A 15,313-nucleotide genomic window follows, 5' to 3' on the forward strand; every position below is an offset into this window, starting at 1 on the left:
GACGACATCCGTTCGCTGTTCTCGCAGGCGCCCGAGACGGGGATCTTGGACGCCGTGGTGGACAGGCCGGATCGTCCTTGGCGGATCCGCCATGCCGTCAGTGAATCGGTGCAGGCGCTCGGGAAGATGGTCGCCTTCGACGTGTCCGTCAGCCGCTCGCGGTTTGCCGCGTTTCGTACGCCTGCCTCGGCCGCGCCACAATCACCTATTTATGCTGCAAGGGCGCCCATGGACTTACGACTGGATGAGCTTGATCGCCATCTTCTGAGCTTGTTGCAGGCCAACGCCCGCGAGCCGGCGGCCAACTTGGCGCGCAAGCTGAAGATCGCCAGGACCACGGTGGTCGCGCGAATCGCACGACTGGAACGCGAGGGCATCGTCTCGGGCTATGGGGTTCGCCTCGGGCAGCGGCTCGAGCAAGCCGGAGTGCGCGCATTTTGCGGGCTCAGCGTCAACGCCAAGGGTGCGCCGGTGGTCATCAAGGCGCTCGAGCGTCTGCCGGAGGTGGAGGAGGTCTGGGCCGTGAGCGGCCAATTCGACTACATGGTGCTTCTCAAGTGCGACACGCCTGAACAGCTGGACAAGCTGCTCGATCAACTGGGCCAGATCGACGGCATCAACCAGACACACACCTCGATCGTGCTCAGCCGAAAGATCGATCGTCGCAGCACGGTCTCGAACAGCGGATAGCCATCCCAAAGAAAAATGACCCCAAGTTCTGAGCGCTTCCTGGGTGTGCTGATGCTCGATACGCGCTTCCCTCGGCCCCCCGGCGACATCGGAAATCCGGAGACCTTTCGCCGCCACGGCATTCCGGTCCGTTTCCGGGTCGTCGAGGGCGCCTCGCCCCGACGCATCGTCAAGGAGGCGGACCCCGCGCTGCTGCGGCCGTTTGTCGACGCCGCCTTGCAGCTGGTCGAGGAGGGCGCCGCGATGATCACGACCAGCTGCGGCTTCCTGGCCGCCTACCAGCACACGCTCGCCGACGCCGTGCCGGTGCCGGTCGTCTCGTCGAGCCTGTTGCAATGCCGGGATTTCGCGCGGCCCGGAATCGTCACCTTCGACTCGGCTTCGTTGGCCGCAAGCATCCTGGAGTCGGTCGGCGCTCCGGCGGCGACGCCGGTGCAAGGCGTTCAGCCAGGTTGCGAGTTCTACCGGCGCATCCTCGACAACGAAGAGCAGCTCGACCTGGCCGAAGCCAGCAGGAACGTGGTCGACGCCGCGCGCCGCCTGGTGAACCTGTTTCCCTCGGTCGAAGACATCGTGCTCGAGTGCACCAACATGCCACCCTACCGAGAGGCTGTTGCGCGAGCGACGGGGCGCCACGTGCATGACATCGAGACTTTGTTGCTCGCCCGGTGGAAGATCTGCACCGCATCGTCCTAGGCGGCGATCCTCTCGAGGTGGCTGAGGACCCTCGCCGAGTGGACTTGCACCCACTCGGCGGGTTGCGCCGTCGCCTACTTGTAGTAGTAGGTCTGGATGTTGCGGCGGTACGGGTCCGGCGACTCGACCCACATGGCGTGCGCCGCGACCGTCGGATTGGCCGCGAACGGCAGGCTGGTGCTGATCCGGCCCGCGGCGGTCGGCGACACGGCTTTCTCCAGTCGGTCGACGACGGCCTGCGCGCTGTCCCTGCGCCACATCTGCACGTAGGACTGCATGAGCGGGTTGAGATTGCTGGCGCCGAACGAGATCGTTCCGCCCACCGATGAGTCGAAGGCATTGAACGCGTCGATCGTCGCCGGGTCGATCACCGGGAAGACAGAGCCCGCCGCGGCTTCGGCCAGCGTCAGGGGCCGCCGTTCCATCCTGACCCGGTAGATGCCATCCGTGGTGCCGGTGGGGAACAGGACCTGCGCGTCGTTGATGTCATACGCCGTCAGCGTGTATTGCGCGTTGTCCGGAATCGCGGCGATCTGCGCGTCGGTGAGCACCGATGGCGGTGCGCCCACGCAGTTCGACGCCACGATGTATTTCTCCATGTTGGCACCGGCGATCATCCAGCGTCCGCCCAGTGCCGGCTCCTCGTAGCGCAGACCCACCGTGGGCAGGCCGGGCCCCTTCACGAGGATGTAGGCGATGGCGCCGTTGTCGTTCGTCTTGTCGGGGTCCTCGATGTTGAACTCGAGGCCGGTGTTGACGCAGGTGCCCGAGCCCGGCAGGCCGTGGTGCAGCGAGGTGCTGTTGAACCAGTCGAGATTGAGCACGCGCTGGTCGCCATGGAGCCGCCAGATGCCGTCCGTGCCTTTGCGCACCTTCCAGTTGTCGAGCCGGCCCATCTCCACGCCCTGCGCCGTCTTGACCGAGAACGACAGGTGCGCGGTGATCTTCGCGGGATCGCTGTAGTCGATCTGGCGGATCGCGATGTCGGTGAACGATGCACCGACGAGATCCGAGTTCTGCGTCAGCTCGGCGAGCGAGGTCGCGAGGTTCATGTCGTTCCAGCGGAAGCCGCTCGTCATGAGGGGCGAGAGGTCCGCCGGCAAGGGAAGGCCGGCCGCGAACTTGGCCGTGAAGTCCTTCAGCACCTGCTTGACGAGTTCCTGGTCGGTCGCGCCCGTCGCGACGTTGGCGCCGCTCAAGGTCGCAGGCGTTGGCTCCGCCGCGGCCTGGGTCGCCAGGTCGTCGACGACGGCGATGGCGTTCACGACGTTGGAGATCGTGGCCGTGTTCGCGGCGGCGTCGTAGCTCACGCGGATGACATCGAGCGCCTTGTCGATCGGGTCGGCCAGCGGCGTGAAGGTGCTGTGAAGCAGGTCGATGGCGGTGTCGACGCCCAGCGCAGCCAGGATCGGCAGCAGCTTTTCTTTCAGCTTGGCGACTTCCGCGTCGACCAGCGCCTTGCTCGCGAGGCCGGCGTTGCCGCTCTGGTCGAACTTGTCGAAGTAGCTCTGGGCGAGCTGGCCCGCGATGTTGGAAACGATCAGGTCGGTCAGCTGGGTGATGTTGATCCGGCCGTTGAGATCGGCCTCGGTGGCAATCGAATGGACGGTCGCCGTCGTGCCGTTCACCGAGCCTTCGGCCCGGAACACGAAAGGCGCCGTCATGCCGCTGACGTCGACGGAATAGCTGCCGTTGGTGCCGATCGCGGCGCTGCGGGTGGCACCCTTCGAATCCTTGACGGTCACGTTGCCGACCAGCGGCGCGCCCACGGCCGCGACGCCGGAAATCAGGGTGGTGCCGGACTGCGAAACGCCGCCGCTGCTGCTCGTGCCGCTGTCCGTGCCGCTGCTGGCGCCGCTGGTGGTTCCACCGCCACCGGTACCTGCACCCGGGGCGACGAAGCCGCCATTGCTGCCGCCTCCCCCGCATGCGGCCAAAGAGGCCGTCAACGCCAGGACGGCGCCATTGATTCCCCAACGTCTTGCTGATTTCATCGATTCCTGCTCCAGTTGCCAAAATGCTTGTTCGTCGCGGCGGTCGCGCAGCGCGCATCCGACGCCACGGAAGGCTATCGGTGTCCTGGTACGCGCACATCCCTTGTTCATGGGGTGGGACCCCCTGCGTGACGGGCCGGCGATCGTGCGAACATCGGGGGTCGAAGCCGCCACAGTCCCATCCCGACATGCCATCCCAAGCGCCCGTCAGCGTTGCCTTGGTCGAAGACGACCCCACCATGCGCGAATCCTTCGAGCGCGTGATCGGCGCCGAGCCCAGCCTGCGCTTCGCCTTCGGTGCTTCGACGGCGGGGCAACTGCTGGCGTGGTTCGCCGGCCATCCCGTCGACGTCCTGCTCGTCGATCTGGGCCTGCCCGACTGCTCGGGGCTGGAAGTCATCCGCCGCTGCCGCGACATGCAGCCCGCCTGCGCGATGATGGTCCTGACCATCTTCGGCGACGAGGCCAACATGCTCAGCGCCTTCGAGGCCGGCGCGAGCGGCTATCTGCTGAAGGACGGCACCGAGGCCGACCTGGCCACGCACATACTGAGTCTCCATGCCGGCGGCTCGCCGATGTCGCCGACCATCGCGCGGCAGTTGCTCGTGCGCTGGCAGGGCCGCCCGGCCGCGCAGCCCATGACGGCCGTGGCGGAAAACGAGGCGCTGTCGCCGCGCGAAACAGAGGTGCTGGGCCTGATTGCCCGGGGTTTCACGTACACCGAGGCGGCGCAGCGCATGGGCATCCTGCTGTCCACCGTCCAAAGCCACGTGCGCAACATCTACAGCAAGCTGGACGTGCACAACAAGGCCGAGGCGGTGTTCGAGGCGCGTCAGCTGGGCCTCTTGCGCTAGCACCGGTCGACAGGCCCTGCGACAACTGCGCATGATCTCCGAACCGTCGAGCCCGATCGTGCGCGTGTGGCGACTGTTCGCGCCCTGGCTGGCCGCCGCGGCGGTCTGCCTCGGGCCGGGCACCGTGCTGGCCGCGGCGGCCGACGCGATCATGACCTTCGAAACCGCGCAGGCCGTGCTCGAGCCCGACGGCGCTCCGCGGCGCGAAGGGCCGGTCGACCTCGGTCGTCGCTGGGACGGCGACTTTCCGGGCTGCGGAGGCCGCGCGGCCTACCGGATCATGCTGCCGCCCCGCAGCGGGCCGGAGCCGATGGCGTTGTTGTTCTCGCGCGTAGGCAATCAGGTCGATGTGTTCATCAACGGAAATGCCGTCCGGCATTGGGGCATGCTGGGCGACCCTTCCTTCGACGCGGCCAAGAGCCCCTTGATGATGGCGGTGCCGGCGGCCTTGCTGCATGCCGATCGGCCGAACGAACTGCGCATCGAGCTCACCATCCAGCCGCAGCGGCTCGGCGGCCTGTCGGTGTTGCGCTACGGGCCTCATGCGGCGGTGGAGGCTGTGTACGACGCCCATCGCCGCTGGCGCGATCTCGCGATGCTCGTCTTCGCTGCCGGCCTGCTCGGCATGGGTGCGTTGACGGGCGTGCTCTGGCTGCGCCAGCGCGAGCCGATGTACGGCTGGTTCAGTCTGGGCGCCTTTCTCGGCGTGACGCGAATCGTCGACCGGGAATGGCCCGACGTGCCCGTGCCCTGGCCCTTGCTGGGTGCCGTGGTGGCGATCTGCTTCATGGCGCACATGGCGCTGATGTGCCGCGTCGCGCTGAAGGCGCTCGGACCCGTGCCGCGCCGCCTCGACCGATCGATCGATGCGGCGATCGGGCTCAGCGCCATGCTCACCGTTCTGTCGTTCTGGCTCCGGCAGCCGCTGCTCCTGACGCTGGCATTGGTGTCGATCGTCCCGATGTCCCTGGCCTCGCTGTGGTCGATCACGCGCCGCGCCTGGGCCGACGGCGCTGCCAAGGCGTGGGCGCTGGCCGCCGCCCTTGGCGCATCGATCGCCACCGGCCTGTACGACCTCATCGCCATCCGGTTCGCGAACGCCTCCGGATTGCGCACCACCTATCTTCAACATGCCATGTTCGCATTCGTCGTCATCATGGGTTGGCTGATCGCCGAGCGCTACAGCCGCACCGTGGCGAACTTCCACGCCCTGAACGCCGACCTCTCCCGCCGCGTCGACGAGCGCGAGCATCAGCTGAAGGAAGCGTTCGACGTGTTGCGGGAGCAGCAGCACCATCAGTCGGTGTCGAACGAGCGGCAGCGCATCATGCGGGAGATCCACGACGGCGTCGGATCGCAGCTCGTGGCGCTGCTCAACATGGTCACCCGGCCCGGCGCAGACGCGGCGTCGCTGCGCGAGCACGTCCAGATCGCGCTCGACGAATTGCGGATGGCGGTCGACTCCCTGCAGCCGGCCAACGACGACCTCGCCACCATGCTGGCGACGCTGCGCTATCGCCTGCAGCCGCGGCTGCAGGCCGCGGGCATCGAGGTGGCCTGGGAGGTTGCCGAGTTGCCGGAGCTGCGGGAACTGTCGCCCCATGTCGTCATGCATGTGCAGCGCATCGTGCTCGAGGCGTTCACCAACGTTCTGAAGCATGCGCGCGCGTCTCGCATCGCCGTCAGGGCCCGTTTGCGTGACGACGCGCCCGCCGTCACGCTTCAGATCGCCGACAACGGCGTCGGACTCCCCGGCAATGCCTCGGCCGCCACCGGGTCCGGCCGGCGGCGCGGTGGGCGCGGGATCGACAACATGCGCTCGCGGGCGGCTGCCATCGGTGCAGGTCTTCGCGTCGAGCAGCCTTCGGGCGGCGGGGTGTGCATCACGCTGAACCTCCAGGTCGAGCGTGGCGATTCGGCCTTCGCGAGCCTGTCCAGGCCGGCGGAGCTCACGTAGGCGCGCTGGTGCACGGCGTCTAAATCCGGACGGCCTGCCTGAATGCGTCGATTCCGAGGCGATCCGCCACGTCGATGAAGCGCTCCGCCTCGCTGTCGCGGAGTGCCAGGTACGTGTCGACGAGCCGTTCGATCGCGTCCGGGCTCAGGTCCCGCACGATGCACCTGCAGATGTCGAGGTCGATGTCGCCGATGTCGAACAGATGGTCCAGGTCTTCGAGGCGCTGCTGGACGGCATCGGCAAGCGCACACGGGTCGCCCCCCGGGATTGGCATGACCTTCGCCGGCAAGCCCGCGGCCGGTGTCGCCAGCCCCAGGACGTCGAGCTCGCGCCACAGCGGCAGGAGATGGTCGCGCCGCACGTCGGGCAGGATCAGCGCCTGTTCCCGGGAGACGCGCAATTCGCCGAAGCCGTGGCGATCCGCGAGATCGGCCACCGCATCCATCGGGTCGGCGCCGATGTCGCCAGGCGGCACGCCGGCCTTCCTGAAAGACAGGCTGACCGCGGCATAGCCCGGCACCCGATGGCCGTGCACCTTGTCCCGCAGCCAGCGCGCGAAGCCGGCGTGGCTCGAAGCGAGGGACGCGCTCCCGTCATCGGCGTCGGCGGCGCGCGGGTCGTAGGGCGGCCAGGTGAAGCGCGCGGCGATCGCTTCGACGTGCGCCTCCTCGAGGGTGTCGGGACCCTTCCTGGTGCGACGCCATGCCTGGTCGACCTGGTCCGCGAAGACCACCGGCGTGAGGTCCCTGACGAGGGCCCTGATGCGTGCCCTGTACTTGCTGTCCTGGCGGCGGTGAAGCTCGTACACCCGCAGCGTGGCATCGAGATAGGTCAGCAGGTGCGGCCACGGCACGAACGGGTGGATCAGCATGCCGACGAGCGGCGTGCGCCCGATGCCGCCGCCGACCCGCACGCTGAATCCCGCCTGTCCTTCGCGTTCGAGCGCCTGCAGGCCGATGTCGCAGGGGTCGGCAGCGGCCCGATCGGTGCGCGCGCCGCTGACCGCGATCCTGAACTGTCGCGGCAGGAAGTCGAACTCGGGATGCCGCAGGGACCATTGCCGGATCAGCTCGCACCACACCAGGGGATCGACCACCTCGGCGGGCCCGATGCCCGCGAATGGATCCGTGGCCGTATGGGGCCTGCCGTTGCCGGTGGCCTGGACCGCATGCATCCGGACCGTCGAGAGTTCCGCGAGGATGGCCGGTACATCCTCCAGCCGCGGCCACTGGAACTCGATGCGCTGTCGCGTGCTGAAGTGGCCGTAGCCGCGGTCCCAGCGTCGCGCCACATGCGCCAGCATGCGAAGCTGCGCGGTGTCGAGCATCCCGTGGGGGATCGCCACCCGGAGCATCGGTGCGTGGCGCTGGATGTGGAGGCCGTTCTGCAGCCGCAGTGCCCGAAATTCTTCCGCGCTCAACTGTCCGGCGAGGAAGCGACGCGTCTGCTCGGCGAACTGCGTGACCCGTTCCTCGGCGAGCCGCCGGTCGGCTTCGTCAGGCACGTACACGGCGGCGGCTCCTGCTAGCGCTGGCCATCGTCGACCGCGATCCGATCGGCACGCAGCCCGCCCACGCGCGCGTGCACCCTGCCGCCGGTCGACATCGCCAGGGCAAAGAGGATCTCGTCCGGGCGCGGCGCATCCTGCATGCCCACTTCCACCGAGGAGAAATGGCTGCGCACATAGGCCGCGCGAATGTGATGCAGCGGAACCATGAGCCGGTAGCCCGCGTTCGCCACCGCCTTGACCGAAGGCACGATCGCCTTCGAGTGGCCGAGCGCTTCGCGCATCGCCCAGCCGCCGGCCTCGTGCCAGACCGCGCCGTGCTCGGTCTCGCCGTTCACGCCGACGATGGCGGCTTTGCCGTAGGCTTCGACGCGCGCCTTGCCGAGCGTGCTCACGAGTTCTTCGGCGAGGCTGGTGCCGAGCGGCTTCAGCGCCTCCATGAAGTCCAGCAGATCGGGCTCGAAGCGTCCCGCGTACGGGTTGCGGACCACCGCGCAGGCGGTGGCCACCAGCACCGGGCGGCTGACGGGCGTTCCGCCTTCATGAAAGATCATCTCCATGCTGAGGTTGCGTTTGCGGATGTCGATCGATGGCATGGGTTGGAACCTGGAAGCGCACGCGCCACGTGCGTCGCGAATTGGCGTGCAGCCAAGCTTAGGCGCGCGGAGTCCCGCCGAACAGCATCAGTGGCCGGGGCAGAGAGCGGATCAGCTTGGCTATGGGGTTGCGAGGCCAGTCAGGTCATGCAGGAACGCAGCGAAAATTTCAGTGCTCTCGTGGGCGCGTCGCACTGCAGGTGCGAATAGGGTCGCCAAGAAAACTGCCCCGTTTGGCTTCGCACTACCGAATGTCGGCGGCTGACGCGCCCTCCGCCTCATACGAGCAGAGGCATTGGCCCTGATCGACAACAAGGAGGATTCATACTTTCCTTCGTTCTCTTGGGTGATCATCTGGGCCGGCTCCAGATCGCGCTCGCCATCTGGGCCGTTCTGCATCATTGCTCGAGGGCTGCCATGAATTCAAGAAGGAATGGGTACGTAGTCGACAAGAGGCGGCCAACTAGGGTTGGTGCAGCGGTGCAGCAGCACGCCGCGACTAACTTCGCCGAGACGGCAGCGGCCACCACTGCGGACATGCTGGAGCTGATTCAGCACATGGCTCCCGAGGCGCGCGCCGAGCTCGACAACATCCTCATGGCTGGCGATGCGCCGATCTGGGTTCCGCACGATGGTCCCCAGCTCGCGGCCTACCTCTCCGAGGCTGACATCGTCTTTTACGGCGGCGCAGCTGGTGGCGGCAAGACTGACCTGCTGATGGGCGTATCGCTCACCACCCAGGAGCACAGCATCCTCTTTCGCCGCGAGGCCGTGCAGCTGGTGGGCATTGAAGAGCGCATGACCAAGATTCTGGGCACGCGCAAGGGCTACAACAGCCAGTCCGGCGTCTGGCGCCTGCCAGGTGACCGCGTGCTCGAGCTGGGCTCCGCGCGAATCACTGAACGGATCCCCGATCGCCGCGTCCAGCACGCAAACCTCGCCATCGGTGACGTACGGCCCGCCCTTGACGGTTGAGAGCCCAGCAACTACCTCCGGGAACCACTTCGTTGCGTCAGCCCCGGTCTTGGTGCGGAGGGCGACGGGCACGCCCGAGCCGAACGCGGCCAGCAGTCGGTAGCCGTCAAATTTCCCGCACGAAGCCCGGCGCATCGAAGGCCAGCGGGCGCATGTCCAGCAGCATCGGTGCCGGGATCGTGGGCGCGGAGGCTTTCGCGGCGGGCATGGAAGTGTTTCTGAGCGCCGCGCAACTCAACAACGATACGCCATTCGTGATATGGAAAATGGGCTCTTTGAGGCGTACAACATTTACGCCCAATGGGCCTTTGCGCCTGTTTGTTCAACCTCCTGAACTTTGGGGGGCTTTGGCCCTGGTATCACCGCCCGTGGCGGGGCAGGGGGACGATCATGAACAAACTTTGCGGAAAGGCTGTGCTTTGCTCTGCCGCGGCAGCGGCGGCGACGATGATGGGCGCTGCATGGGCGCACGAGCAAGGTCGAATGACGGGTGGTGGAAGCTTTTTCTGCAGTGAACTCGCTACCGGGCAGCAGAGGGTGACGCACGGGTTCGAGTTGCATTGCAAAACCGACGAGCAGCCCAGCCCGGCAGAGCCAAACAATCTGGAAATCAATTTCTCCGGTGGCGACAATTTCCATCTAACCACGTTGACGAAGGCCCTGTGCACCGACACTGAGGCGATCCAACAACCTCCAGATGCGCCCTTCGACACCTTCGATGGAGCGGGCACCGGCACCTTCAATGGTCAGCCTGCGTCGATAACATTCACGTTCACCGACGGCGGAGAGCCTGGCACCAAAGACACTGCCCTGGTCATTATCACCTTGGCGGGGTCGACGACTCCCGCGCTCAAATGCGATACGGCCACCCCGTTAGTCTTCGGCAATCATCAGGCGCACAAGGCGACTGGCAGCAATCAGTAGCGGCGCTCTCGGCAATCCGAAGTGCACCGTGTCGAAAAAAAAGCGTGGAACGCGCCGGGCGTTGGCAGGCTTTTGCCTGGCGGCGCTGTCGGCGCTCCCAGGTGAACTGCTGTTGGCGGCCGAAGCCGAGAAGGCGTCCTCCTTCAAGGTGGACTTGATCGAGGAGCCAACTGGTAAGGACGTCGAGCGCGACGAGTCCGGCGCGGTGAGTCTCGGCGGGGCACTCTATAGCCCGTTCAGCCCCGCCTTTGAAGCGGTGGCGCAAACCAGCGCCAGCGCTACGCCGACGCGGCAAACCGTGGACGAAGGGACGCCCGACCTGATAACGACGACCGTCGCCACATCCGTTGCTGCAGGGCTCCTCGCCGCTCTTGTCCGCGTCCTCATTGCGAGTTAGGGGCCAGGGCCTCGACGACGTGCCGAGGTTCGTAGCGCCTGCCGGCGAAAAACTCCGCGTCGAGCGGACCTCGGAAAGACTGACGGGCCACATACGACCGACCGACTTCGAAAAGGATGTTTGCGTCAAGTTGAATCTTCAGAGGCCATAGAGTCGGGTGGATGCGAAAACTGAAGGACCGGCCTGAAGGTCCGGTTGAATCCGCAGCCGGGACCGGGTTTCCACCACGACCACCGCAAGCTGACTTGGCCGGCCGGGCGCAGGCGGTGAAAGTCGGCCTCGGGGCGCGGCTTGGTACACACGCTGCTGTTAAGGGTTGTCGGACTCATGCGTGCGCACGCGGCAATGCGGCAATCCACGCCGTCCTGAGGGCATGTGTCCGACGACCCTTACATTGCCCGGCGGGCGGGTTTGGAGTTGCGGCAGATTACTCGGCGACGCCTCGCGCCCTGTCGCGCAGCGAAATCACGATGTCGTACTCCTTAACGGTAATCTGCACCACGCCTGCGCGGAATCCGGCCGCGTTCGCCTGGACGTATGGGTTTGACCCCTCCGGATCAATCCGCTGCACAGCGACGTCTAACGGCACGCCGCTCGTCCAATCCTCGACGTCGCCAAGCAACACCCCGCTCACCGCTGGACCGGAGGGGGCGGGATCAGAGGGCATTGGATCGAGGAACGTGGTCTTGAGCTCGGCGCGACCGACGAACTCGCGTGTGAGCGCGACGAAGACCAGCACGAGATCGCCGGCAGCCAGGGCATCGCGATGGCGCTCGTCGCGGCTGACCACCCACCTCTTCGCGTGCAAGAACGACTTGGCCCGCTCCCGGTCGCCGTCAGCCAAGTTGAATATGAAGTGCTGCATCTACACAGGGGCGCGCGTTGAAAATTGCTCTCGTGATGATCCTCGATGCGCCCTGCCGAGGTCAAGATTGGGTGCCCAAACGGTCCACGGCGCTGCGACGGCGACGAAGGCGGTCCATTCGCAGCGAGGTTGTGGCACAAAGGTTGGACCAGTCGGCTCCTTTGAGATGAAAGACCGCTTCTATGAGGACTCGTTTGTCAAGCGTTGACGGTCATCTTCTCGGTGGGTGGTATTTCATGGCGGCCTCTCTTCGTCGTAGTCAGTGACTGTCGGGGTTGTCTGGAGAAACGCGTCTGGGTCCAGGTCGGGGCATGACGAGCGTTCGAGCCAGTGCTCGGACGAGCTTCTATCCGTGCGGGTGTGAACACCCAGCACCCCATGCAGCATGCGCGCAAAGCGCACTGGCAAACCCCAGTTACCGACGCGCCCCTTCTCTTTGGACGGTCACTGTGCTGTGACCCGCGGACTTTCCGGGCGCGTCGACCTTTGACCATCAAATGTGCTCCTCGCCAATCCGTGCGGCAGTCCGAATCGCTCGCGTTGTTTCAGTGCGCCCCGGCTGGTATTTCGCCGTGCTCGAGATACCGCCACAACGCGATGGCCAGGCGCCGAGCGAGTGCCACGATGCCCACGCGCCGCATCCGCTTGCCACCGCCAGCGAAGCGGCGGTTGAACCACTGCGTCAACGCGCTGTCGGGCTGCAAGCGCAGCCAGCCCCAGGCGAGCTCGACCAGCAATGCCCGCGCTCGCTTGTTGCCCGCCTTGCTGATGCCTTGCTCTATCTTGCTGCCGCCGCTGTCATACGGCGTGGGCACCAGACCCAGGCAGCCGGCGAGTTCGCGCCGGTTGGCGAAGCGCCTCCAGCCGAAGAGCTCCTTGTCCAGCACCCAGGCCGTCTTGAGACCGATGGCCCGTAGCTGAGTCAGGTGCGCCACCAGCGGCTGCTTGCCGGTCTCCACTTCCAGGCGCCGCTCAGCCTCCAGCGCCTTGACCTGCTGTTTGACCAGCGAAAGCCGCGCGCTCTCGCGCTCGATTTCGGCACGCAACACAGGCGGCACTTCCTCGTGATGACGCTCCCACCAGCTTGCCCAATCGCGCCCGCCGATGACGACGTTCGGGCGCAGGTTGTGCAGCACGAGCAAAGAACCAATGCGGTTCATGTGTGCCGTGCGCTCCGTGGTCAGCCGGGCGAGCTCGCGATGCGTGCGGCGCGCATCTTCGTCCTCTGGCGTCGGTTCGCGCAGCACTGACCAGACGCGCTCGCCACCGTGGTGACGCAGCAGCATCGCCAGCAGCTTGTCGCCGTCGAGGCGGTCGGTCTTGGCTCGCCTGGCGCGTCGGTTCACCTCGATGCTGGCGGCGTCGACCACGATGTTGTCGACGCCTTGCTGAACCAGCCAGCGGTGCAACCACCAGCCGTCGCGCCCCGCCTCGTAGCAGGAATGCGCCTTGCACTGCGGCTCGAGCTTGCAGCGGTCCGCCGCCTTGCGGATGCAATCGGCGACCGCCGTCGTGTCGCCTGCCTCCACGTTGTAGCGGCTCGGCCCGCGGCAGCCATCGCTGGCCGTCACCTTCCACTTCTTGTCGCCCAACTCGAAGCTGATGTACAGCTCGCCGGTCTTCGCCGTATCCTTGCCTGGTAGGACTGTCTGGGTCGTCATTTCCGTCTCCTGTCTAGAGGTTGGAAATCCCGTTGTAGCTAAACGGGGGTGACTCGGGTAGTCCTACATAGCATCTCTCGGCGCGCTCGCTGGATGTCCGTTCCTGGCGACTGTAGCCTGTCGCACCCTCGGACATTTGGGCCCGAAGCGGTCGGTCGCGAACCGAGAGAGCTGACATTTTGCGAAGCCTCGATACTGGTCTCGACACGGCAACGTAGGAGCCCTTTTGACGCAAGATCGTGGTTCGTCACTCGGCGCCGAGCGGTTGCGGAGGTCTCTCCGACGAGCCAACCTTGGCGCCATTACCTGACGCTAGGCCCGAACTCAGAAAATTGACATTGCCCTCGGCGACGAGCAAGCTCGCTGCGGGAGGTGCCGCCATGTACCGACGAACACTCTTGATGGGATTGCCACCCGTTGTGATGTTGCTTGGCCGCGGCGCGAGCGCGCAAGGGAAGAAGGCACCGGCGGTCGGAACCGAAGCGGCCTTGCGCGACACCATTGCTCAGTTCGAGACAGCTTGGAACAAGCACGACGTGAATGCGTGTTTAGCAATGATGACCGAGGATGTTTGGTTCACACAGGCGCTCGACTACTACGGACGCATGAAGGGCAAGAACGCGGTGAAAACCGCCTTCGAGTACGACGTGAAGAACACCGACCTCAAGTGGGAGGCGAAGCGCGTCCGAATGATGCCCGACGGTACGGCCAGCGTAGTTTTGCGCCAGATCGGCCTGATTCCGCCCAAGACCGATGGCAAGTACAAGCGTGAAGACGTGAGTGACCCAAGCTTCAGTCGCTGGCGCTTCGAGGGCGGCAAGTGGAAATTGATCTTCTTCACTTCGCACAAAGGCTGGGCGCTCGATGAAATGAAAAATGACGGCATCGACTAGCGAGGGGACACAGCCCCCCGAAGGTCGGCTACTGGCTGCGAATTGGGCCTCGTCGGTGAATGTCGGCTCCTGGCCGGGATTGCGAGTTCGCAGCTGATCCACAAAGCGGTCTGATGCCCATCATGGCAGCCCGTTGTCGTCCGAGACGAATTCTTCGATCCCGCACGCGCATCCTGGATGGCCCTCAACTTGATGGGAGTCCATCATGGCATCCAATCTCAACGCCCCTTCTCGCGAGCCGTGGAACAAGGGCAAGATCGTCGGTCAGAAGGCTCCGTTCAGGATCAAGGACATCTGGGCGCTCCGAGTGCGCCTCCAAATGGAAGGCCGAGTGCGCGAGCTTGCCTTGTTCAATCTGGGAATCGACAGCAAGCTGCGGTGCTGCGACCTCGTCAGTCTTAGGGTTCGGGACGTCTGCCACGGCGACCAAGTGGCAACTCGCGCCGTAGTGATGCAAAACAAGACGCAGCGTCCTGTGCAGTTCGAGATCACGCCGGTGACGCGCGAAGCGGTGCAGAAGTGGATCAAGCAATCAGGGCTGAGGTCCGAAGATTTCTTGTTCCCAAGCCGCGTCCACGGCTCACCACATCTGGGTACACAGCAGTACGCTCGAATTCTCGAGGGCTGGGTCAAGGAACTTGGTCTTGATCCCGCTGAGTACGGCACGCATTCGATGCGGCGAACCAAGGCAACGTTGATTTACCGCCGCACAAAGAACCTGCGCGCCGTGCAGTTGCTGCTAGGCCATGCCAAGCTGGAGTCAACGGTGCGATACCTTGGCATCGAGGTGGACGACGCATTGGAGATCTCCGAGCAAACTGAGATCTGATTCGGGCGGCGGTCAATCGGGCAGGCCGTCAGATCGCAGAACTCGGTGAAGCGATCGGTCGATATGCCCGCCTTGCCTAAGGACTGCCCTTGGCCCAGCCGAATGGCAGCTTTCTGGGCACACCTCGGAATGGCGGTGCCGGCCCAAATCCGGTCGTACGGACCGCTGAAATGGCTGCCCGGAAGATGTCGTTCGCACCTGTTGACAGGCAACCAAGAGTGCCATGTTGCGTTCGGCACAGCGGCCGGGCATTCGGGCGACATCGGGGGATGAAGCGAAGCTGCCGGGTTGGGTGGAGCCGTCATTTGGCCACTGCTACACTGGCGGAACGATGCAGCCAAGGCCTTCGCAGACGCGCAGCGCGAGCGAGCTTCTCGACCAGAATCGCCGCTTCTACGACTTGCTCTGGTCCGGTGCTCGCCTCGTCGAGCCTCAACGGTTCAATACTTGGCCGCTCGTGCGATCCCTGCTACCC

Annotated in this window: 14 protein-coding genes and 1 pseudogene; 10 read left to right on the plus strand and 5 right to left on the minus strand. The window is 65.5% G+C overall.

Annotated features, from left to right (window positions below):
• The first annotated feature begins 228 nt into the window (after positions 1-228).
• On the plus strand, positions 229-690 hold the full coding sequence (locus AC1DYD_RS34830; protein WP_478177311.1) for an Lrp/AsnC family transcriptional regulator: 462 nt from the start codon (positions 229-231) through the stop codon (positions 688-690).
• A gap of 15 nt (positions 691-705) precedes the next feature.
• A complete protein-coding gene (locus AC1DYD_RS34835; RefSeq protein WP_478177296.1) occupies positions 706-1,386 on the plus strand; it encodes an aspartate/glutamate racemase family protein in 681 nt (226 codons plus the stop codon).
• A gap of 74 nt (positions 1,387-1,460) precedes the next feature.
• Here AC1DYD_RS34835 and AC1DYD_RS34840 read toward each other — a convergent pair whose 3' ends face one another.
• Positions 1,461-3,380 (minus strand): hypothetical protein, encoded by a 1,920-nt coding sequence (locus AC1DYD_RS34840; protein ID WP_478177297.1) that lies wholly within the window; start codon positions 3,378-3,380, stop codon positions 1,461-1,463.
• Between the two features lie 188 nt (positions 3,381-3,568).
• Between AC1DYD_RS34840 and AC1DYD_RS34845 the strand changes: the two genes are divergently transcribed.
• Together AC1DYD_RS34845 and AC1DYD_RS34850 are read left to right on the plus strand one after the other, a co-directional pair.
• On the plus strand, positions 3,569-4,234 hold the full coding sequence (locus tag AC1DYD_RS34845) for a response regulator (RefSeq protein WP_478177298.1): 666 nt from the start codon (positions 3,569-3,571) through the stop codon (positions 4,232-4,234).
• 31 nt (positions 4,235-4,265) lie between these two features.
• On the plus strand, positions 4,266-6,191 hold the full coding sequence (locus tag AC1DYD_RS34850; RefSeq protein ID WP_478177299.1) for a sensor histidine kinase: 1,926 nt from the start codon (positions 4,266-4,268) through the stop codon (positions 6,189-6,191).
• A 19-nt stretch (positions 6,192-6,210) separates the two neighbouring features.
• Here AC1DYD_RS34850 and AC1DYD_RS34855 read toward each other — a convergent pair whose 3' ends face one another.
• Together AC1DYD_RS34855 and AC1DYD_RS34860 are read right to left on the minus strand one after the other, a co-directional pair.
• The gene (locus AC1DYD_RS34855; protein ID WP_478177300.1) at positions 6,211-7,701 is read right to left on the minus strand and encodes a nitrite/sulfite reductase; all 1,491 of its coding nucleotides are present in this window, start codon (positions 7,699-7,701) and stop codon (positions 6,211-6,213) included.
• 14 nt (positions 7,702-7,715) lie between these two features.
• Entirely contained in the window at positions 7,716-8,294 is a 579-nt protein-coding gene (locus AC1DYD_RS34860) for an amino acid synthesis family protein (RefSeq protein WP_478177301.1), read from the minus strand.
• A 480-nt stretch (positions 8,295-8,774) separates the two neighbouring features.
• On the opposite strand from AC1DYD_RS34860, the gene AC1DYD_RS34865 reads away from it, so the two are divergent.
• The 3 genes from AC1DYD_RS34865 (at position 8,775) to AC1DYD_RS34875 (ending at position 10,590) form a co-directional block, all read left to right on the plus strand.
• Positions 8,775-9,269, plus strand: coding sequence for a hypothetical protein (locus AC1DYD_RS34865; protein WP_478177302.1), 495 nt, complete (start codon positions 8,775-8,777; stop codon positions 9,267-9,269).
• A 390-nt stretch (positions 9,270-9,659) separates the two neighbouring features.
• Entirely contained in the window at positions 9,660-10,193 is a 534-nt protein-coding gene (locus AC1DYD_RS34870) for a hypothetical protein (protein ID WP_478177303.1), read from the plus strand.
• Between the two features lie 28 nt (positions 10,194-10,221).
• On the plus strand, positions 10,222-10,590 hold the full coding sequence (locus AC1DYD_RS34875) for a hypothetical protein (protein ID WP_478177304.1): 369 nt from the start codon (positions 10,222-10,224) through the stop codon (positions 10,588-10,590).
• Between the two features lie 427 nt (positions 10,591-11,017).
• Here the strand turns inward: AC1DYD_RS34875 and AC1DYD_RS34880 are convergent, their stop codons facing one another.
• Complete coding sequence (locus tag AC1DYD_RS34880; protein WP_478177305.1) at positions 11,018-11,455, minus strand: hypothetical protein; 438 nt, start codon at positions 11,453-11,455, stop codon at positions 11,018-11,020.
• Between the two features lie 545 nt (positions 11,456-12,000).
• The gene (locus AC1DYD_RS34885; RefSeq protein WP_478177306.1) at positions 12,001-13,116 is read right to left on the minus strand and encodes an IS110 family RNA-guided transposase; all 1,116 of its coding nucleotides are present in this window, start codon (positions 13,114-13,116) and stop codon (positions 12,001-12,003) included.
• A gap of 380 nt (positions 13,117-13,496) precedes the next feature.
• Between AC1DYD_RS34885 and AC1DYD_RS34890 the strand changes: the two genes are divergently transcribed.
• The 3 genes and pseudogenes from AC1DYD_RS34890 to AC1DYD_RS34900 all read left to right on the plus strand — a co-directional run.
• Positions 13,497-14,009, plus strand: coding sequence for a nuclear transport factor 2 family protein (locus AC1DYD_RS34890; protein ID WP_478177307.1), 513 nt, complete (start codon positions 13,497-13,499; stop codon positions 14,007-14,009).
• Between the two features lie 205 nt (positions 14,010-14,214).
• Complete coding sequence (locus AC1DYD_RS34895; RefSeq protein ID WP_478177308.1) at positions 14,215-14,838, plus strand: tyrosine-type recombinase/integrase; 624 nt, start codon at positions 14,215-14,217, stop codon at positions 14,836-14,838.
• A 223-nt stretch (positions 14,839-15,061) separates the two neighbouring features.
• Positions 15,062-15,313, plus strand: a pseudogene (locus AC1DYD_RS34900) (hypothetical protein); the annotation flags it as partial.

It is taken from the genome of Variovorax sp. P4_B11, from assembly GCF_056402355.1.